Genomic DNA, 19,352 nt, shown 5'->3' on the forward strand with positions numbered 1-19,352 from the left:
ATGGTATGCCTGAAGGCGTGTCCGACGGCCTCTTCGACGTACCCGGCGCGGCGTCAGCAGAACCCGACGCCACCACGCCGGTGCCGTTGGCGGTACGGATGCGCCCGGCATCGCTGGATGAGGTGGTCGGCCAGGACCACCTGCTGGGCCCCGGCTCCCCGCTGCGCCGGTTGGTCGACGGCTCCGGGGCGGCCTCGGTCATCCTCTACGGCCCGCCCGGCACCGGGAAGACCACGCTGGCCTCGCTGATCTCCGGCGCGACGGGCCGCCGCTTCGAGGCGCTGTCGGCGCTGAGTGCCGGAGTCAAAGAGGTGCGCGCCGTCATCGACACCGCCCGGCGCGCGGCGGCCTACGGCGAGCAGACCGTGCTGTTCATCGATGAGGTGCACCGGTTCTCCAAGACCCAGCAGGACGCGCTGCTGGCCGCGGTGGAGAACCGGGTGGTGCTGCTGGTGGCCGCCACCACCGAGAACCCGTCGTTCTCGGTGGTCGCCCCACTGCTGAGCCGGTCGCTGATCCTGCAACTGCGCCCACTGGGCTCCGAGGACATCGCCGCCGTGGTGGGCCGTGCCATCGCCGACGAGCGCGGGCTGGTCGGGCGGGTCGAGGTGGCGCCCGACGCCGTCGACCTGCTGGTCCGGTTGGCGGCCGGGGATGCCCGCCGTGCCCTGACCGCGTTGGAGGTCGCCGCTGAAGGGGTGTCGGCGGGCGAGGCGGTCACCGTCGAAACCGTGGCGGCCTCCCTGGACCAGGCCGCGGTGCGCTACGACCGCGACGGCGACCAGCACTACGACGTGATCAGCGCGTTCATCAAGAGCGTGCGTGGCTCCGACGTCGATGCCGCGCTGCACTATCTGGCCCGGATGCTGACCGCGGGGGAGGATCCGCGTTTCATCGCCCGGCGGCTGATGATCCTCGCCAGCGAGGACATCGGGATGGCCGACCCGACCGCGCTGCCTACCGCGGTGGCCGCCGCGCAGACCGTGCAGCTGATCGGCATGCCCGAGGCCCAGCTCACCTTGGCGCATGCGTGCGTGCACCTGGCGACCGCACCGAAGTCCAACGCGGTGACCACCGCGCTGGGTGCGGCGATGGCCGACATCAGGGCCGGTAAGGCCGGGGCGGTCCCGGCGCACCTGCGCGACGGTCACTATTCGGGGGCGCAGGCGCTGGGCAACGCGGTCGGCTACCGCTACGCTCATGACCACCCGGACGGTGTTGTGCCACAACAGTATCCGCCTGACGATCTGGTTGGCGTCGACTACTACCAGCCCACCGGCCGGGGTGCCGAACGGGATATCGGCGGGCGGCTGCAGAAGTTGCGGGCGATCATTCGCCGCCGGGGCTGAGCCCGCCGCGCTGAGCCGGAATCCCCCGACGCGACACACCGGCGAAGCGTCGTGAAAGTCCGAGTCGGTGCGGCGACGGATGCCAGCTCGCCACGCAGTATGGCCGGCAAACGTGCAGCGTCAGCGTGCGGCGCCGGTCTGGCCGAGCCAGTCGGCCAGCGAGCGCCCGGCGTCCAGAACGTGCCGCTCGGCGATGGCGCGAGCCGCCTCGGCATCGCGCGCGGCCAGTGCGGCGACCAGCTTCTGGTGATCCTCGAGTGAATGGTGCTCGTGCTCGGGGAACACCGTGAGGAAGTTCGTCGGCACCACCCGCGCGGCATGCCGGATCTGGATCAGCAGTTGCGGCGAGTGGGCGGCCCGGTGAATCTCCTGGTGGAACTGCCAGTTCGCGTCGCCGATGCGGTCCGAGCCGCGCAGCGCCTCGACGTCGGCGGCCAATGTCCGCAGCTGCGCGACGTCGTCGGGGGTGAGCCGCTCGGCGGCCCACGCGGCGGCCTGGCCGGTCAACACGCCCAGGATGGTGAAGCTGTCCAGCACGTCCTCGGGGCGGATCCCGATCACGGTGACGCCGCTGCGGGGAGCGACCTGCACCAGTCCCTCGTAGGACAGCTCGAGCAGTGCCTCGCGGACCGGGGTGCGGCTGGTGGCGAACTCCGCGGTGATGGCGTCGAGGTCAAGCCGGGTACCGGGGGCCAGCTCGCCGGTGAGGATGCGGTTGCGCAGCTCACGGGCGGCCCGCTCGCGCACGGTGCCGCCGATGTCGACGTTGTTGGCCGTCACGACAGGAATGGTACACATCACAAAATCTAAACGTTGATATCTGATATATCAGATGGTAGATATCAATCATGACCTCCCGAACCGACCAGATGGCGCTCGTCGCCTTCATGCAAGCCGGCAACGCCTCGGTGTACGCCGGCTCGTGGCGCCACCCCGCCACCGAACACGGCTATCTCGACGCCTCCTACTACGCCAAGATCGGCCGGCAGCTCGAGGAGGGCTGCTTCGACCTGATGTTCTTCGACGACCGACTGGCCATGCCGGCCATCTATGGCGGAGCGGTCGCCGACGCGGTGCGCTACGGGGCGCGGCCGGTGAAACTGGATCTGTCGACTGTGCTCGGCGTGCTGGCGCAGGCCACCTCGCGGATCGGACTGGGCGCGACCTACTCCACCACCTACTACGCGCCGTTTCACGTCGCACGCACCTTCGCCACCCTCGATCACCTGTCGGCGGGGCGCGCGGCCTGGAACGTGGTCACCTCCGTCAACGACGGCGAAGCGCAGAACCACGGCCTGACAAGCCATCTCAGCCACGACGAGCGCTACGACCGCGCCGACGAATTCCTCGACGTAGTGGCCGGGCTGTGGGACACCTGGGAGGACGATGCGATCGTGGCAGACCGCGCCCGCGGTTTCTACGCCGACCCGGACAAGGTCCATGAGCTGCGGCACGAGGGCGAGTACTTCTCGGTGCGCGGGCCGCTGACCGTGCCGCGCACCCCGCAGGGCCGCCCCGTCATCATCCAGGCCGGCTCGTCCGGGAGGGGCCGCGAATTCGCCTCCCGCTGGGCGGATCTGATCTTCACCGGTGATCCGGGCATCGAGGTGGCCCGCAGCCACTACGCCGATCAGAAGCAGCGCATCGCCGACGCCGGACGCGACCCGGCCTCGGTGAAGCTGTGCCCGATGGCCTACGCGGTGGTGGGCGAGTCCGAGGACCACGCCAAGCACCGCGAGCAGGTCTTCCTCAACGAGCTGGTGGACCCGATGGCCTCGCTGACGCTGCTCTCCGAGCTGATGAACTACGACTTCGCCCAGCACAGCCTGGACGATCCGATCACCGACGACCTGATCGCCTCGGCCTCGGGTATCCGCGGGCTGGTGCAGAACCTGCGCGCCCACCTCGGCGACGACATCACGCTGCGTGACCTGGCCGGCCACCGCGCCACCCTGCTGCAGGGGCCGCGCTTCGTGGGCACCGGAACTCAGGTCGCCGACCAGATGGAGGAATGGTTCCACGGCGGCGCCTGCGACGGATTCGTCTTGGCGGCAACACATTCACCGGGGGCCTATGAAGACGTGGTCCGGATGGTGGTCCCGGAGTTGCAGCGACGCGGGCTGTTCCGCACCGAATACTCCAGCCGCACGCTGCGCGAGCACCTGGGTCTGGCCCGGCCGGGCCTGACCGCGGCATGATGCTGCACGGGATCCGGGTGCTCGACCTGGCCACCCTGGCCGCGGCGCCGCTGGTGGCAACCTATCTCGGCGAGTTCGGCGCCGACGTGATCAAAGTCGAACAACCCGGCTCCGGCGACCCGATCCGCGGCTGGGGCCACCAGCGCGACGGCGTCGGACTGATGTGGAAGTCGGTGTCGCGCAACAAGCGGTCGATCACCGCAAACCTGCGGGTGCCCGAGGGCCAGGAGTTGGTCCGCAGGCTGACGGCGCATGCCGACGTGGTGATTGTCAACACCCGGCCGGCCACGCTGCACGGCTGGGGACTGGACCACGAGGCGCTGCGCACGGTCAACGACCGCATCGTGATGCTGCACATCACCGGCTACGGCCTGTCCGGCCCGAAACGTGACCGGCCCGGCTTCGGCACCCTCGGGGAGGCGATGAGCGGGTTCGCCAACATCACCGGCGAGGCCGACGGGCCGCCCACGCTGCCACCGTTCATGCTGGCCGACGGAGTCGCCTCACTGAATGCCGCCTACGCGGTGATGATGGCGCTGTATCACCGTGACGTGCACGGCGCACCGGGGCAGCTGATCGACGTCAACCTCATCGACCCGCTGACCCGGCTGCTGGAGCAAACCCTGCTCGGCTACGACCAGCTCGGGCTGGTGCCCACGAGGGCCGGCAACCGCTGGGACATCTCCGCGCCCCGCAACACCTACCGCACCGCCGACGGCCGCTGGCTGGCCATGTCGGGCAGCTCACCGGCGCTGGCGCTGCGGGTGTTCCGGGCGATCGGGCGCGCCGATCTGGTCGACGACGCCGACTTCTCCGACCCGCAGCGCCGGCTGGCCCGCGCCGCCGAAGTAGACCGGGTGGTAGCCGACTGGGTGGCGACCAAGACCCTGGACGAGGCGATGGCCGTCTTCGATGCCGAACAGGTCGCGGCCGCAGCGGTTTACGACATCACCGACCTGGTCGCCGACGAACAGCTGGCCCACCGCGAGGTCTTCGTGCGGGTCGGAGACCACGAACTCGGCGCCATGACCGTCCAAGCCCCGGTGCCGCGGTTCTCCGACGCCCAAGGCCGCGTCGAGCATCTCGGCCCGCGATTGGGCGAGCACAACGCCGAGGTGTACCGCGACCTGCTGAAGCTGACCCCGTCCGACATCGACGATCTGCGCGCCCGCGGCGTGCTCTGACCGAAGGAGAAACCCCATGTTGTTGCGCCGTTCCGAGCTGGCCGTGCCCGCCGCCAACGACAACATGTTCGCCAAAGCTGCCGCCTCCGACGCCGACCTGGTGTTCCTGGACCTGGAGGACGCCACCGCACCCGCCCACAAAGTGGCCGCCCGCGCCAAGGTGATCACCGCACTCAACGAACTGGACTGGGGACGCACCGCGCGCGCCATCCGGATCAACGGGCTGGACACGCAGTGGTGTCACGACGACATCATCGAGGTCGTCACCGCCGCCGGGCACAACCTCGACACCATCGTCGTGCCCAAAGCCTGTACCGCCCGCGACGTGTGGTGGGTGGATCTGCTGCTCACCCAGCTGGAGGCCAAACTTCACCTGGAGCGCAGGATTCGCCTCGAAGTGCTCATCGAGGAGGTGGAGGGGCTGGCCAACGCCGAGGAGATCGCCACGGCCAGCCCACGGATCGACGCGCTGATCTTCGGGGTCGGCGACTTCTCGCTGTCCCAGGGCGCCCGGGTGGACACCAACTTCGTCCCGCTCGGTGCGTACCCCGGCGATTTCTGGCACTACGCCCGCAACAAGGTGCTGGTCGCCGCGCGTATCGCCGGTATCGACGCGATCGACTCGCCCTACCCCGACTACGCCGATCTGACCGGTTACGAAACCGAGGCCCGCCGCTCCTCGCTGTACGGCTACACCGGCAAGTGGGCGATCCACCCCGATCAGATTCCGGTGGCCAACGCCGTTTTCGCGCCGACCGCCGACGAGATCGCGTTGGCCGAACGAAACCTGGCCGCCTACCGCGAGGCCGAGGCCAGGGGACTGGGTGCGGTCGGGGTCGAGGGGGTGCTGGTCGACGCCGCGCACGTGAAGATGGCGCGCAACACCCTGGCCCGGGTGGCGTTGATCAACGGCGGCTGACGATCGGCCCGCACCACGGCGGGCTCCTACGCTGGAGGCCATGAACACCGAAGTGCTCGACGTCGACACCTCCCGGCGCCGCACCGTCGACCTCACCGAGGCGGTGCGGTCGTTCTGTGCCGGGCACGGCGACGGGTTGTGCAACGTGTTCGTGCCGCACGCGACGGCCGGAGTGGCGATCATCGAGACCGGGGCCGGCTCCGACGCCGACCTCGTCGACACCCTGGAGCGCCTGCTGCCGCGCGACGACCGCTACCGGCACGCGCACGGGTCGCCGGGGCACGGCGCCGACCACGTCATGCCGGCGATCGTCGCGCCCTCGATCACGGTGCCGGTGGCCGCCGGCGAACCACTGCTCGGCGTCTGGCAGTCGGTGGTGCTGGTCGACCTCAACCGGGACAACCCGCGACGGTCGGTGCGGCTGAGTTTCCTCAACAGCGCCTGAACCCGCACCCTCTTGGGCGTCGAGACGGTGATCGGCAGACCGGTACTGTAGGGCCGTCCAATAGGTGCGACAACGGCGGGAAAGCGACTTTAGAGTGCAGACACACGAGATCAGGAAACGCTTCCTCGATCACTTCGTGAAGGCGGGCCACACCGAGGTGCCCAGTGCTTCGGTCATCCTCGATGACCCCAACCTGCTGTTCATCAACGCCGGCATGGTGCAGTTCGTGCCGTACTTCCTGGGCCAGCGGACCCCGCCCTATGCCACGGCCACCAGCATCCAGAAGTGCATCCGCACCCCGGACATCGACGAGGTGGGCATCACCACCCGGCACAACACCTTCTTTCAGATGGCCGGCAACTTCTCGTTCGGCGACTATTTCAAGCGCGGCGCGATCGAACTGGCCTGGACGCTGCTGACCAACAGTGTCGAGCAGGGCGGCTACGGCCTGGACCCGGAACGGATCTGGGCCACCGTGTACTTCGACGACGACGAGGCCATGGCGCTGTGGCAGGAGATCGCCGGGTTGCCGGCCGAGCGCATCCAGCGCCGCGGGATGGCCGACAACTATTGGTCGATGGGCATCCCCGGGCCGTGCGGCCCGTCATCGGAGATCTACTTCGACCGTGGCCCCGAGTTCGGTGTGGACGGCGGCCCCATCGCCAACGAGGACCGCTACATCGAGATCTGGAATCTCGTGTTCATGCAGAACGAGCGCGGCGAGGGCACCGGCAAGGAGGATTTCGAGATCTTGGGGCCGTTGCCGCGCAAGAACATCGACACCGGCATGGGCGTCGAGCGGGTCGCGTTTCTGCTGCAGGGCGTGCACAACGTCTATGAGACCGACTTGGTCCGCCCGGTCATCGACACGGTGGAGGCCCGGGCGCCCCGACCCTACGGAAGCGGCGGCACACCCGAAGACGACGTGCGCTACCGGGTCATCGCCGACCACTCCCGCACCGCGGCGATCCTGATCGGCGACGGGGTCAGCCCGGGCAACGACGGCCGCGGCTATGTGCTGCGCCGGCTGCTGCGCCGGGTGGTGCGAGCCGCCAAGCTGCTCGGTATCGACGACCCCATCGTGGGGGATCTGATGGTGACCGTTCGCGACGCGATGGGACCGTCCTACCCCGAGCTGGTCACCGACTTCGACCGGATCAGCCGTATCGCCGTCGCCGAGGAGACCGCGTTCAACCGCACCCTGGCGTCGGGGTCACGGCTGTTCGACGACGCCGCACAGGCCACCAAGACCTCCGGGACCACCGTGCTGTCGGGCACCGACGCCTTCACCCTGCACGACACCTACGGTTTCCCGATAGAGCTGACCCTGGAGATGGCGGCCGAGGCCGGTCTGACCGTCGATGAGATCGGTTTCCGGGAGCTGATGGCCCAGCAGCGGGCCCGCGCCAAGGCCGACGCTGCGGCCCGCAAGCACGCCCACGCCGACCTCAGTGCCTATCGCGAGCTGGTCGACGCCGGACCGACCGAGTTCACCGGCTTCGAGGAGTTGAGCTCGGAGGCAACGATTCTCGGGATCTTCGTGGATGGCAAGCGGGTGCCGGTGGTTGCCCGCGGTGGCCGCGACGAGGTGCCGGACCGGGTCGAGTTGGTGCTGGACCGCACGCCGCTGTACGCCGAGTCCGGCGGGCAGATCGCCGATGTCGGCACGATCAGCGGCGGGGCGGCCAAAGCCGCCGTCACCGACGTGCAGAAGATCGCCCAAACGCTGTTCGTGCACCGGGTCAATGTGGAGTCCGGCGAATTCGTGGAAGGTGACACCGTCACCGCCGCAGTGGATCCGGCCTGGCGCAAGGGCGCCACCCAGGGCCACTCCGGCACCCACATGGTGCATGCCGCGCTGCGGCAGGTGCTGGGCCCCAACGCCGTTCAGGCCGGCTCGCTGAACCGGCCGGGCTATCTGCGGTTCGACTTCAACTGGCAGGGCCCGCTGAGCGAGGAGCAGCGCCGCGAGGTCGAAGAGGTGACCAACGAGGCGGTGCAGGCCGATTTCGAGGTGCACACCTTCAACGAAGACCTCGAGAAGGCCAAGGCGATGGGCGCCATGGCGATGTTCGGCGAGAAGTACCCCGACCGGGTGCGCGTCGTCGAGATCGGCGGGCCGTTCTCGCTGGAGTTGTGCGGTGGCACCCACGTGCACAACTCGGCGCAGATCGGCCCGGTGACCCTGCTCGGCGAATCGTCGGTCGGATCCGGGGTGCGCCGGGTGGAGGCCTACGTCGGGCTGGACTCGTTCCGTCACCTGGCCAAGGAGCGGGCGCTGATGGCCGGCCTGGCGTCGTCGCTCAAGGTGCCGTCCGAGGAGGTACCGGCCCGGGTAGCAAACCTGGTGGAGCGGCTGCGGGCCGCCGAGAAGGAACTCGAGCGCGCCCGGCTGGCCAGTGCGCGCGCGGCTGCGTCAAATGCCGCTAGCGGTGCTGAGCGAGTCGGTAACGTGCGCCTGGTGGCGCAGCGAATGTCCGGTGGCATCGGAGGTGGCGATCTGCGTTCGCTGGCCGGCGACATCCGCGGCAAACTCGGCGAGGAGCCCGCGGTGGTGGTGTTGATCGCCGACCCGGCCCCGGACTCGTCGGCCGGCGTGCCGTATGTGGTCGCCACCAACAGCGCCGCGCAGGAACTCGGGTTGCGCGCCGATGATCTGGTGAAGGACCTGGCGGCCGCGGTGGCCGGCCGCGGCGGCGGCAAAGCCGACCTGGCGCAGGGCTCCGGCAAGGACTCGGCCGGCATCGACGCCGCCCTGGTGGCGGTCCGCTCGGCGGTCGCCCGGAGCGCGCCGGCGTGACCTTCCCCCACCATCGCACCCCGGACCGGCCCGGCGGGCCGGATGACCCTGGCCGCGGACGACGGCTCGGGGTGGATGTGGGCAGCGTGCGCATCGGGGTGTCGTGCAGTGACCCCGACGGCCTGCTGGCGACCCCGGTGGAGACCGTCCGCCGGCATACCTCTGGGTCGCACCTGCGCCGGCTGGCCGGCCTGGTCGACGAATTCGACGTGGTCGAAGTGGTCGTCGGGTTACCCCGGACCCTGGCCGACCGGACGGGATCGGCCGCCGCGGACGCCATCGCGGTCGCCGATGAACTGGCCCGGGTGCTGGCAAAGCGGGATCGGCGGGTCCCGGTGCGGCTGGCCGACGAACGCCTGAGCACCGTCAGCGCGGCCCGCGCCCTGCAGGCGGCCGGCGTACGGTCCAAGCGTCAGCGCTCGGTGATCGATCAGGCCGCAGCGGTGACCATCCTGCAGAGCTGGCTCGACCAGCGCCGGACTTCGGGCATGGTGTCCCCGGCGACGGAGGACAACGGTGGGTGAGCAACCCGGGGCGGCTGACGGCAGATCCGCCGCGAAAGCCGAACCGGCGGCCGTCGGACCGCCGCGGCGCCGGATGAGCCGGACCGAGCGGGCCCGCGACGACCGGCGGCGGCGGCGGCGTAACCGGCGCCGGCGGCTGGTCGGCGCGATGGGCGTCGCGGCGGTCACCCTGCTGCTCATCGCCGGGGTGTTCCTCGGATCCAAGCTGTGGCACTCGCGTGGCCCCGTCGTCGACTACACCGGCGAGGGCGGCCAGCAGGTGTTGATCGAGGTGCACGAGGGCGACTTCACCACCGCTATCGCCGAAACCATGCTGGGCGCCGGTGTGATCGCCAACGTCGCAACGTTCCTCGATGCCGCGCAGGGCAACTCCGCCATCGCGGCGATCCAGCCGGGCTTCTACCGGTTGCGGGCCGAGATCCCGGCTGCCACCGCGGTACAGCAGCTCACCGACCCGGCCAGCCGGGTGGGCAAGCTGGTGATCCCGGAAGGCCGCCAGCTCGACGACACCACCGACATGAAGACCAATGCCGTGACACCGGGGGTGTTCACGCTCATGGCCCAGGCCAGCTGCCTGGATCTCAACGGCGATCGCCACTGTCTGACGGCGCAGGAGCTGCGGCGGGCCGCGGCGACGGAGACGCCGGAGGCGTTGTCGGTGCCGGACTGGGCCTTCGGGCCGGTCACCAGGATGGGCCGCGACCACCGCCGCATCGAGGGGCTGATCACTGCGGGCACCTGGAACGTCGACCCGACCGCGCCGGCGCCGGTGGTGTTGTCGAAGGTGATCGGCCAGAGCGCCGCGGAGTTGACCAAGACCGGACTGCCCGCCATTGCCGAGCAGCTGGGTATGACGCCCTACGAACTGTTGATCGTGGCCTCGCTGGTGCAGCGCGAAGCCCTGCCGCACGACTTCGCCAAGGTGGCCCGGGTCATCGACAACCGCCTCAGCGAGCCCCAGCGCCTGGAGTTCGACTCGACGGTCAACTATCCGCTGGATCGCCAGGAGGTGGCCACCACCGACGCCGACCGAGCCAAGCCGACGCCGTGGAACACCTACGCCTCCGAGGGACTGCCGGCCACCCCGATCTGTTCACCGGGAATGGAGGCCCTGCAAGCCGCCGAGCACCCCGAACCGGGCGACTGGCTGTACTTCGTCACGATCGACAAGGACGGCACCACGGTGTTCACCCACAACTATCAGCAGCACTTGAACAACATCGAGATGGCTCTGGGCAACGGTGTCCTCGACAGTTCCCGCTGACCCGCGGCCACGCAAGGCGGCCGTGCTGGGGTCGCCGATCGCGCACTCCCGCTCACCGCAACTGCATCTGGCGGCCTACCGGGCGCTGGGGCTGCGGGGATGGACCTATGACCGCATCGAGTGCGACGCCGAGCGGTTGCCGGCGCTGGTGTCGGGACTCGGGCCGGAGTGGGTCGGCGTGTCGGTGACCATGCCGGGCAAATTCGCCGCGCTGGCCTTCGCCGACGAGCGCACCCCGCGCGCCGAGCGGATCGGCTCGGCCAACACCCTGGTTCGCACCCCGACCGGCTGGCTGGCCGACAACACCGATGTCGACGGGGTCAGTGGGGCGCTGGGATCGGCCGGGCGGGTTTCCGGGGACGCGATCGTGCTGGGGTCGGGCGGTACCGCCCCGGCCGCGGTGGTGGCGTTGACCGACCTCGGGGTCAGCGGTATCACGGTGGCCGCCCGCAACCCCGACAACGCCGCACGGCTGGTGGCGCTGGCGACCGAAGCCGGTGTGCCGGCACGGTATTGCGCACTCGGCGAGGCCGGGCTCACCGAGGCGGCCGCCGCCGCGTCGGTGACGGTCAGCACCCTCCCGGCCGAGGTCGCAGCCCGCTACGCGCCGGTGTTGGCCGGGGTGCCGGTGCTGCTGGACGCGATCTATGACCCGTGGCCGACACCGCTGGCGGCAGCGGTCGCCGCGGCGGGCGGAACGGTGATCAGCGGCCTGCAGATGTTGCTGCACCAGGCGTTCACCCAGGTCGAACTCTTCACCGGCCGGCCCGCACCCCGTGCGGCGATGACTTGCGTGATCGCCGACCCGGGCTGAGCATGGCGCCATGGCAGGGGTGGAGCAGGCGGCGGCGGTGGTGGTGCTGGTGTGGCTGGCACTGCTGAGCAGCTATGACATCGCACAGCGCCGGCTGCCGAACTGGCTGACGCTGCCGGCGGCGGTGCTGGTGCCGGCGGTGGCGGCCGGGGCCGGGCGGGGATCCGCGGCGCTGGCCGGGGCGTCGGCGCTGGCCGTGGTCTATCTGGCCGTGCATCTGATCTCCCCGGCCGGGCTGGGCGCCGGCGACGTCAAACTCGCCGCGGGACTCGGCGCATTGACCGGTTGCTTCGGTGCCGAGGTCTGGTTGCTGGCGGCGTTGTCCGCGCCGTTGCTGACCGGGTTGTGGGGGGTGATCGCCGCGTGTGCGCGGCGGGGGCCGACCGTTCCGCACGGGCCGTCGATGTGCCTGGCCAGCGCGGTGGCGGTGGGTCTGGGAATGGTCTGAGGAGGCGGTGGCGGGGTGATTTGCGGAGGTGGCCGGCGTCGCGGGAATGAGCGAACACAAATTAACGCCGTGGTTAGCCTTGACAGGAAACGTTTGCCCCTCAGCCCACTATTAGGTAATATCGGAGTTCTGAACTCTGCTGACCGGGATTAACGCTGATCTGTTCTGACCAAGGGGGTGGTGACCGTGAAGCGAGCTGTAATCGGGGGCGTGGCCGCTGCCGCGGTCATTGTCGGCGGCACCGTGGCGGCCACCAATATGGCATCACCATCCCTGCCTGACGTGCAGGTTCCGGCTGTCGCGCTGTCCAGCGCCGAGGGAACCGACGCCACCGTGCAGTGGCTGGACCTGTTCGCGCAGACGTCCGCCGCCAACGCCGACGCGTTCGGCGGGTATCTGCTGGACCCGAGCTCGGCGGTCGCGCCCGGCGAATCTCCGCTGGTGCTGATCGACCCGGAGAATTCCGCCGAGGACTTCGACCGGATCCTCGACGGTGTGGTGGGCAACGTGGGCAGCCAGCTCAACGCGGTGACTTCGCCCAGCAACGGGCCCGACGCGGTCACCTACCTGATCCTCAAGAACGGTTCCTGACCTCCTTCCGGGGTGACCGGCCGGGTGATGTCCCGGCCGTCGCGCCGTTGAGCCGGCTGTGTGTCGAACCGTAGAATCCGCCAAGCCCGGGCACCCAGGACCGGCATGGGAAGATGGGACACGTGTTGCGTTGGATAACCGCCGGGGAATCGCACGGTCGCGCGCTGGTCGCCGTGGTCGAGGGCATGGTCGCGGGAGTGACTGTCACCTCGGCTGACATCTCGACCCAGCTGGCCCGCCGCCGCCTCGGCTATGGCCGTGGCGCTCGGATGAAGTTCGAGGCCGACGCGGTCACGGTGCTGTCCGGGGTACGGCACGGTGTCACCCTGGGCGGGCCGATCGCGGTTGAGATCGGCAACACCGAGTGGCCCAAGTGGGAGACGGTGATGTCCACCGATCCGGTGGACGCCGCCGTGCTCGAAAGTGAGGGCGGAGCCCGCAACGCGCCGCTGACCCGCCCCCGACCCGGCCACGCCGACTACGCCGGCATGCTCAAGTACGGTTTCGACGACGCCCGGCCGGTGCTGGAGCGGGCCAGCGCGCGCGAGACGGCCGCCCGGGTCGCGGCGGGAGCCTTCGCCCGTGCTTTTCTCGACCAGGCGCTGGGCGTGCAGGTGGTCTCCCATGTGATCTCGATCGGCGCCTCGGATCCCTACGACGGACCGGTGCCGCAGCCCGAGGACCTGGCCGCCATCGACGCCAGCCCGGTCCGTGCCTACGGCGAGCAGGCGCAGGACTCCATGATCGCCGAGATCGAGGCGGCCAAGGCCGACGGCGACACGCTGGGCGGCGTGGTGGAAGTGGTGGTGTCGGGCCTGCCGATCGGGCTGGGGTCCTTCATCAGTGGCGACGACCGCCTGGACGGCCAACTGGCCGCGGCGATCATGGGCATCCAAGCCATCAAGGGCGTCGAGATCGGCGACGGTTTCACCACCGCCCGGCGGCGCGGCAGCGCCGCCCACGACGAGATGCACCCGGGCCCCGACGGTGTGGTGCGCTCCACCAACCGTGCCGGCGGGCTGGAGGGCGGCATGACCAACGGCCAGCCGCTGCGGGTGCGTGCGGCGATGAAGCCGATCTCCACCGTCCCGCGGGCACTGGCCACCGTCGACCTGGCCACCGGCGACGAGGCGGTCGCGATCCATCAGCGCTCCGACGTGTGCGCCGTCCCGGCCGCGGGGGTGGTGGCCGAGGCGATGGTGGCGCTGGTGGTGGCTCGTGCGGCACTGACCAAATTCGGCGGGGACTCGCTGACCGAAACCCGACGCAACATCGAGGCATACCGGCGTTCGGTGACCGAACGCGGGCCGGTGGGCGGCCAGGCCCGGGCATCGGGGTAGCCATGACGCCCAGAGCGGTTCTGGTGGGGTTGCCCGGTGCGGGCAAATCCACCATCGGACGGCGCCTGGCCAAGGCACTCGGCGTCGAGATGCTCGACACCGACGCCGCCATCGAGGCCCGCGCCGGGCGGAGCATCGCCGACATCTTCGCCACCGACGGCGAACAGGAGTTCCGCCGCATCGAGGAGGACGTCGTGCGTGCGGCGCTGGCCGAGCACGACGGGGTGCTGTCGTTGGGCGGGGGAGCCGTCACCAGCCCCGGGGTACGCGAGGCGCTGGCCGGACATACCGTGGTGTTCCTCGAGATCAGCGCCGCCGAGGGGGTGCGGCGCACCGGCGGCAGCACGGTACGGCCGCTGCTGGCCGGGCCGGGCCGGGCGGAGAAGTTCCGCGAGTTGATGGCCCAGCGGGCGCCGCTCTACCGGCGCGTCGCGACGATCCGGGTCAACACCAACCGGCGGAATCCGGGCGCGGTGGTGCGCTATATCGTGTCCCGGCTGGAGGCGACCGAGCCGGACCGCACGGCCAACCGGGCCGGCCGGGCACAGTCGCCGCCGGCGCCCGCCGGCTCACCGCCCACCCCGGCCACGCTGGCCGCACGACAGACCGGAGGACGTAAGTGACCCAGATTCCCGAGCCGATCACCGTGACGGTGGCCACCGACCCGCCGTATCCGGTGGTGATCGGCAAAGGCCTGCTCGGTGATCTCGCCGATCTGCTCGCCGGCCGCAACAAGGTTGCGATCCTGCACCAGCCGACGTTGGAGCAGACCGCGGAGGGAATCCGAACTTACCTGTCCGACAAGGGTATTGAGGCGCATCGCATCGAGATCCCGGACGCCGAGGACGGTAAGTCGCTGCAGGTGCTGGGCTTCATCTGGGACGTGCTGGGACGGATCGGGCTCGACCGCAGAGACGCCCTGGTGAGTCTGGGCGGCGGCGCCGCCACCGACGTGGCCGGCTTCGCGGCGGCCAGCTGGCTGCGCGGCGTCTCGATCGTGCATGTGCCGACCACGCTGCTGGCGATGGTGGACGCCGCGGTCGGCGGCAAGACCGGCATCAACACCGAGGCCGGCAAGAACCTCGTCGGCGCATTCCACCAGCCGGCGGCCGTCGTGGTCGATCTGGCCACCCTGGAGACGCTGCCGCAGCGCGAGATCGTCGCCGGCATGCCCGAGATCGTCAAGGCCGGTTTCATCGCCGATCCGGTGATCCTGGACCTCATCGAAGCCGATCCGAAGGCCGCGATGGACCCGGCCGGGGACGTGCTGGGCGAGCTGATCCGCCGCGCGATCATCGTCAAGGCCGAAGTCGTCGCCGCCGACGAGCGGGAATCGGGTCTGCGCGAGATCCTCAACTACGGCCACACCCTCGCGCACGCGATCGAGGCGCTGGAGCACTACCAGTGGCGCCACGGCGACGCGGTGTCGGTGGGACTGGTCTTCGCCGCGGAGCTGGCCCGCGTCACCGGACGCCTCGACGACGAGACCGCCGATCGGCACCGCTCGATCCTGCAGTCACTGGGCCTGCCGGTCAGCTACTACGAGAGCGCCCTGCCGGCGCTGCTGGAATACATGATGGGGGACAAGAAGAACCGGGCCGGCGTGTTGCGGTTCGTGGTGCTCGACGGCCTGGCCAAGCCGGGCCGGCTGGAAGGGCCCGACCCGATGTTGCTGGCCGCCGCCTACGACGAGGTGGGTCGGCGTTTCCGATTGGAGCGACAGTGAACCGGATCAACGTCATCAACGGTCCCAACCTGGGGCGGCTGGGCCGGCGCGAGCCGGATGTCTACGGCGACACCAGCTATGAGGATCTGCAGGCGCTGATCGAGCGGGAGGCCGACGCGCTGGGTGTGCAGGCCGTGGTGCGCCAGAGCGACAGCGAAGCCGAATTGCTGGGCTGGATTCACGCCGCCGCCGACGCCGCCGAGCCGGTGATCCTCAACGCCGGTGGTCTGACGCACACCTCGGTGGCGCTACGCGATGCCTGTGCCGAACTGCGGGCGCCGATGATCGAACTGCACATCTCCAATGTGCATGCCCGCGAAGACTTTCGGCGCCATTCCTACTTGAGTCCGGTGGCCAGCGGTGTGATCGTCGGATTCGGTGTGCGCGGCTACCTGCTGGCGCTGCGCTATTTGGCCGAGTCGTCGGGCTGAGATGACGGGCCGCGCTCGTCGACCGCCGGGAATTCGGTGGTCGCCTCGGTGTCGGCCGGGATCTCCTCGGTGGTGAAACCCGCGGCGGGACCGCCCAACGTCGCGCCGGCATCGTCCTGGGTGGCGGGAGCGTCGGTCTGGGTGACGGGGTCGTCGGCCTGCGATGCGGCGGTGCCGGCCTGGGGTGCGGCCTCGGTCTGAACGGCGCCGGTCTGCTCGGCGGCCACCGCGGGGGCACCGACGGTGGCGAACACGTCCGTCGGGGCGGCCTCGCCCTCGGCGGCCAGGCCGTGGTGGCGGTGGGGCGCCTTCTCGTACTCCTTGTCGACGCGACGGCGTCCCAGGGTGACGGCGGCCACCGCCGTGACGAACACCAGCAGCGCGGTGAAGGCCGCGAAACTGGTCAGCTCGTTGAAGAGCGAGCTGACGTAGAGCGCCTTGTCGACCAGCCCGATGATCCACGACACCAGGCCGCTCACCAGCCCGGCGACCAGCCCGGCACCCAGCCACGTCATGGCGAGGTCGTCGCGCCGGTCCGGGTCTGGGTTAGCGCGGGCGTCCGCGCGGCCATCGGAATAGCCCCACACCGCCACGGCGATCGCGAACAAGATCATCAGGATCAGGCTGATCAGGCCGGCCTGCGATTCGAAGGCGTTGATCAACACCCCCTGGATCATGCGGATGACGACCATCAGCGCTGCGAAGACCAACCCGCGAAGAAACCACTTGCTCATGGGGGCACAGCGTAGCGAGTACCGTCACACCGCGTGACACATTCCTCCCGTCAGGCGCGACTGAGCGCCGCAATCGGCGCGGCCGGACTGGACGCGATGCTGGTCACGGACCTGGTCAATGTGCGGTATCTGTCCGGATTCACCGGTTCGGCCGGCGCACTGCTGGTCTACGCGGATGAACGAGCGCCGATGTTGGCCACCGACGGCCGGTACCGATCCCAGGCCGCCCGCCAGGCTCCCGACCTGCAGGTGGCGATCGAGCGGGCCGGAGCGAGCTACCTGGTGGCGCAGGCCGTGGCGTGCGGCACCCGCCGACTCGGCTTCGAGGGACACGTGGTGACCGTGGACGGGTTCGAGACGCTGTCGGGGGCGCTGAGCGAAGGCGCTGAACTGGTCCGCGCCTCGGGCGCGGTGGAGGCGCTGCGGGAGGTCAAGGACGCCGGCGAGGTGGCGCTGCTGCGGCTGGCCTGCGAGGCCGCCGACGCCGCGTTGAGTGACCTGGTGGACCGGGGCGGCCTGCGGCCCGGACGCACCGAACGCGAGGTCCGACGCCAACTGGAAGCCCTGATGCTCGACCACGGCGCCGACGCCGCGTCCTTCGAGACGATCGTGGCCACCGGGGCCAACTCGGCGGTCCCGCATCATCGCCCCACCGATGCCGTGTTGGCCGCCGGGGATTTCGTCAAGATCGACTTCGGCGCGCTGGTGGCCGGCTACCACTCCGACATGACCCGCACCTTCGTGCTGGGGCAGGCGGCCGACTGGCAGCAGGAGATCTACCAGGTGGTTGCCGAAGCCCAGCGGGCCGGCCGGGAGGCGCTGCGACCGGGCGCGGCGCTGCGCGACGTCGACGCGGCCGCGCGTGCGGTGATCGCCGAGGCCGGGTACGGCAAGACCTTCGGGCACGGCCTGGGCCACGGGGTCGGACTGCGGATTCATGAAGCGCCGGGGATCAACGCGACGGCCGACGGTACACTGCTTGCCGGTGCTGTGGTGACCGTGGAACCCGGCGTCTATCTGGCTGATCGTGGCGGCGTCCGCATCGAGGACACGCTCGTGGTCGGCGGTGACTCACCCGCATCCGCGGGGACGCACCCGGAATTGCTGACTCGGTTCCCCAAGGAACTGACCACCCTCTAGGAGACGTAGGAAACGTGGCCTCAACCGCCGACTTCAAGAACGGACTGGTGCTGGTGATCGACGGCCAGCTCTGGCAGATCGTCGAATTCCAGCACGTCAAGCCGGGCAAGGGGCCGGCCTTCGTGCGCACCAAGCTCAAGAACGTGGTATCGGGCAAGGTGGTCGACAAGACCTACAACGCCGGGGTGAAGGTGGAGACCGCCACCGTCGACCGCCGCGACGCCACCTACCTGTACCGCGACGGCGCCGACTTCGTGTTCATGGACAGCGCCGACTACGAGCAGCACCCGCTGCCCGAGGCGATGGTCGGCGACTCGGCGAACTACCTGCTGGAGAGCATGCCGGTGCAGATCGCCTTCCACAACGGGGTGCCGCTGTACCTGGAGTTGCCGGTCAGCGTCGAGTTGGAGGTCACCCACACCGAGCCGGGTCTGCAGGGCGACCGCTCCAGTGCCGGGACCAAGCCGGCCACCATGGAGACCGGCGCCCAGATCAACGTTCCGCTGTTCATCAACACCGGAGACAAGCTGAAGGTCGACACCCGCGACGGCAGCTACCTGGGACGGGTCAACTCCTGACCATGCCCGCCGGTGGGGAGGCCAAGTCGCCGCGACCTGCGAGGTCCGTCAAGGGACGGCATCAGGCGCGCAAACGCGCGGTGGATCTACTGTTCGAGTCCGAAGCCCGCGGGCTGACTCCCGCGCAGGGCGCCGAGCTGCGGACGGCGCTGGCCAGCGAGCAGCCCGACGTGGCAGCGCTGCACCCCTACACGGTCACCGTGGCGCAGGGCGTGTCGGCCCACAGCGCGCATATCGACGACCTGATCACCTCGCACCTGCAGGGCTGGAAGTTGGAGCGGCTGCCGGCCGTCGACCGGGCGATCCTGCGGGTGGCGATCTGGGAGTTGCTGCACGCCGAGGACGTCCCGGAGCCGGTGGCCGTCGACGAGGCGGTGAAACTGGCCAAGGAGCTGTCCACCGATGACTCGCCCGGCTTCGTCAACGGCGTGTTGGGGCAGGTGATGCTGGTGACACCGCAGCTGCGGGCGGCGTCGCAAGCCGTCCGGGAAGCGGCTGTGCCTCCCACGCCTGCCGCCACCGAGCCTGAGGCCGACTCCGGGGAGTGAGCGGTCTCAGTGCCGCGGCGGGCAACTGCCCTGTGGCCCGCGCGCTACGCACCGGACGATCTCGCCGTCGCGATCGTGCAGGCACCACAGGAAGAACGCATCGCCGATCTTGTTGACGCCCTCGAACGGGCTGGCCGTCGCCTCGCCGTCACCGATGACGACCGACTCGCCCTGCGTCGCGGCGACGCAGCCCGCGGCCGAAAGTCGTTCGCAGGCTTCGTCGGCGGTCTGCGCACCGGCCAGCGCGGCGGTGTAGGCGTCGATGTTGGCTATATCACCCACCATTCCGACGCTACTCACCACGGCGCCGTTCTGACAT

General features: G+C 70.0%; 20 protein-coding genes and 1 pseudogene. 18 read left to right on the plus strand and 3 right to left on the minus strand.

Going from position 1 to position 19,352, the window contains the following annotated elements; all coding sequences use genetic code 11:
* Nucleotides 1–5 precede the first annotated feature (5 nt).
* A complete protein-coding gene (locus AWC24_RS16885) occupies nt 6–1,349 on the plus strand; it encodes a replication-associated recombination protein A (RefSeq protein WP_109560514.1) in 1,344 nt (447 codons plus the stop codon).
* A 120-nt stretch (nt 1,350–1,469) separates the two neighbouring features.
* On the opposite strand, the gene AWC24_RS16890 is transcribed toward AWC24_RS16885, so the two are convergent.
* Complete coding sequence (locus tag AWC24_RS16890; protein WP_407663417.1) at nt 1,470–2,129, minus strand: GntR family transcriptional regulator; 660 nt, start codon at nt 2,127–2,129, stop codon at nt 1,470–1,472.
* A gap of 68 nt (nt 2,130–2,197) precedes the next feature.
* Here AWC24_RS16890 and AWC24_RS16895 point away from each other — a divergent pair, with 68 nt between their 5' ends.
* From AWC24_RS16895 to aroQ, 14 genes and pseudogenes are all read left to right on the plus strand, one after another.
* On the plus strand, nt 2,198–3,547 hold the full coding sequence (locus tag AWC24_RS16895; protein WP_085086830.1) for an LLM class flavin-dependent oxidoreductase: 1,350 nt from the start codon (nt 2,198–2,200) through the stop codon (nt 3,545–3,547).
* The gene (locus AWC24_RS16900) at nt 3,547–4,731 is read left to right on the plus strand and encodes a CaiB/BaiF CoA transferase family protein (RefSeq protein WP_085087172.1); all 1,185 of its coding nucleotides are present in this window, start codon (nt 3,547–3,549) and stop codon (nt 4,729–4,731) included. Before AWC24_RS16895 ends, AWC24_RS16900 begins: the two co-directional genes overlap by 1 nt.
* 16 nt (nt 4,732–4,747) lie before the next feature.
* Complete coding sequence (locus tag AWC24_RS16905; protein ID WP_085086832.1) at nt 4,748–5,650, plus strand: HpcH/HpaI aldolase/citrate lyase family protein; 903 nt, start codon at nt 4,748–4,750, stop codon at nt 5,648–5,650.
* 40 nt (nt 5,651–5,690) lie between these two features.
* On the plus strand, nt 5,691–6,095 hold the full coding sequence (locus AWC24_RS16910; protein ID WP_085086834.1) for a YjbQ family protein: 405 nt from the start codon (nt 5,691–5,693) through the stop codon (nt 6,093–6,095).
* A gap of 94 nt (nt 6,096–6,189) precedes the next feature.
* The gene (gene alaS / locus AWC24_RS16915; protein ID WP_085086836.1) at nt 6,190–8,895 is read left to right on the plus strand and encodes an alanine--tRNA ligase; all 2,706 of its coding nucleotides are present in this window, start codon (nt 6,190–6,192) and stop codon (nt 8,893–8,895) included.
* Entirely contained in the window at nt 8,892–9,419 is a 528-nt protein-coding gene (gene ruvX / locus AWC24_RS16920; protein ID WP_085086838.1) for a Holliday junction resolvase RuvX, read from the plus strand. The genes alaS and ruvX overlap by 4 nt, the downstream gene beginning before the upstream one ends.
* A gap of 73 nt (nt 9,420–9,492) precedes the next feature.
* On the plus strand, nt 9,493–10,683 hold the full coding sequence (locus AWC24_RS16925; RefSeq protein ID WP_234807412.1) for an endolytic transglycosylase MltG: 1,191 nt from the start codon (nt 9,493–9,495) through the stop codon (nt 10,681–10,683).
* Nucleotides 10,661–11,497 carry a shikimate dehydrogenase gene (locus AWC24_RS16930; RefSeq protein ID WP_085086842.1) on the plus strand — a complete coding sequence of 279 codons (837 nt, stop codon included), beginning with the start codon at nt 10,661–10,663 and terminating at the stop codon, nt 11,495–11,497. The genes AWC24_RS16925 and AWC24_RS16930 overlap by 23 nt, the downstream gene beginning before the upstream one ends.
* 10 nt (nt 11,498–11,507) lie before the next feature.
* A complete protein-coding gene (locus AWC24_RS16935) occupies nt 11,508–11,945 on the plus strand; it encodes a prepilin peptidase (RefSeq protein WP_085086844.1) in 438 nt (145 codons plus the stop codon).
* Between the two features lie 186 nt (nt 11,946–12,131).
* A complete protein-coding gene (locus AWC24_RS16940; protein ID WP_234807398.1) occupies nt 12,132–12,536 on the plus strand; it encodes a hypothetical protein in 405 nt (134 codons plus the stop codon).
* Between the two features lie 122 nt (nt 12,537–12,658).
* Entirely contained in the window at nt 12,659–13,876 is a 1,218-nt protein-coding gene (aroC, locus tag AWC24_RS16945; protein WP_085086848.1) for a chorismate synthase, read from the plus strand.
* A gap of 2 nt (nt 13,877–13,878) precedes the next feature.
* Nucleotides 13,879–14,403: pseudogene (locus AWC24_RS16950) on the plus strand (shikimate kinase); the annotation flags it as partial.
* A 101-nt stretch (nt 14,404–14,504) separates the two neighbouring features.
* Nucleotides 14,505–15,602, plus strand: a complete 1,098-nt coding sequence (aroB, locus tag AWC24_RS16955) for a 3-dehydroquinate synthase (protein ID WP_085087175.1) — start codon at nt 14,505–14,507, stop codon at nt 15,600–15,602.
* Nucleotides 15,599–16,033 carry a type II 3-dehydroquinate dehydratase gene (gene aroQ / locus AWC24_RS16960; protein ID WP_085086851.1) on the plus strand — a complete coding sequence of 145 codons (435 nt, stop codon included), beginning with the start codon at nt 15,599–15,601 and terminating at the stop codon, nt 16,031–16,033. Before aroB ends, aroQ begins: the two co-directional genes overlap by 4 nt.
* Here the strand turns inward: aroQ and AWC24_RS16965 are convergent.
* A complete protein-coding gene (locus AWC24_RS16965; RefSeq protein ID WP_085086853.1) occupies nt 16,009–16,767 on the minus strand; it encodes a B-4DMT family transporter in 759 nt (252 codons plus the stop codon). The two genes, aroQ and AWC24_RS16965, sit on opposite strands and share 25 nt — an antisense overlap.
* Before the next feature lie 33 nt (nt 16,768–16,800).
* Here AWC24_RS16965 and AWC24_RS16970 point away from each other — a divergent pair, with 33 nt between their 5' ends.
* From AWC24_RS16970 to nusB, 3 genes are read left to right on the plus strand one after another with little or no spacing between them, the layout of a single operon-like run.
* Nucleotides 16,801–17,907 (plus strand): M24 family metallopeptidase, encoded by a 1,107-nt coding sequence (locus AWC24_RS16970; RefSeq protein ID WP_085086855.1) that lies wholly within the window; start codon nt 16,801–16,803, stop codon nt 17,905–17,907.
* Between the two features lie 14 nt (nt 17,908–17,921).
* The gene (gene efp / locus AWC24_RS16975) at nt 17,922–18,485 is read left to right on the plus strand and encodes an elongation factor P (protein ID WP_085086857.1); all 564 of its coding nucleotides are present in this window, start codon (nt 17,922–17,924) and stop codon (nt 18,483–18,485) included.
* 2 nt (nt 18,486–18,487) lie between these two features.
* Entirely contained in the window at nt 18,488–19,033 is a 546-nt protein-coding gene (gene nusB, locus AWC24_RS16980) for a transcription antitermination factor NusB (RefSeq protein WP_085086859.1), read from the plus strand.
* Nucleotides 19,034–19,039: 6 nt separating this feature from the next.
* On the opposite strand, the gene AWC24_RS16985 is transcribed toward nusB, so the two are convergent.
* The gene (locus AWC24_RS16985; protein ID WP_085087177.1) at nt 19,040–19,315 is read right to left on the minus strand and encodes a hypothetical protein; all 276 of its coding nucleotides are present in this window, start codon (nt 19,313–19,315) and stop codon (nt 19,040–19,042) included.
* Nucleotides 19,316–19,352: the final 37 nt, after the last annotated feature.

The sequence above is a fragment of the Mycolicibacter senuensis genome, from assembly GCF_002101885.1.
GTDB lineage: Bacteria > Actinomycetota > Actinomycetes > Mycobacteriales > Mycobacteriaceae > Mycobacterium > Mycobacterium senuense.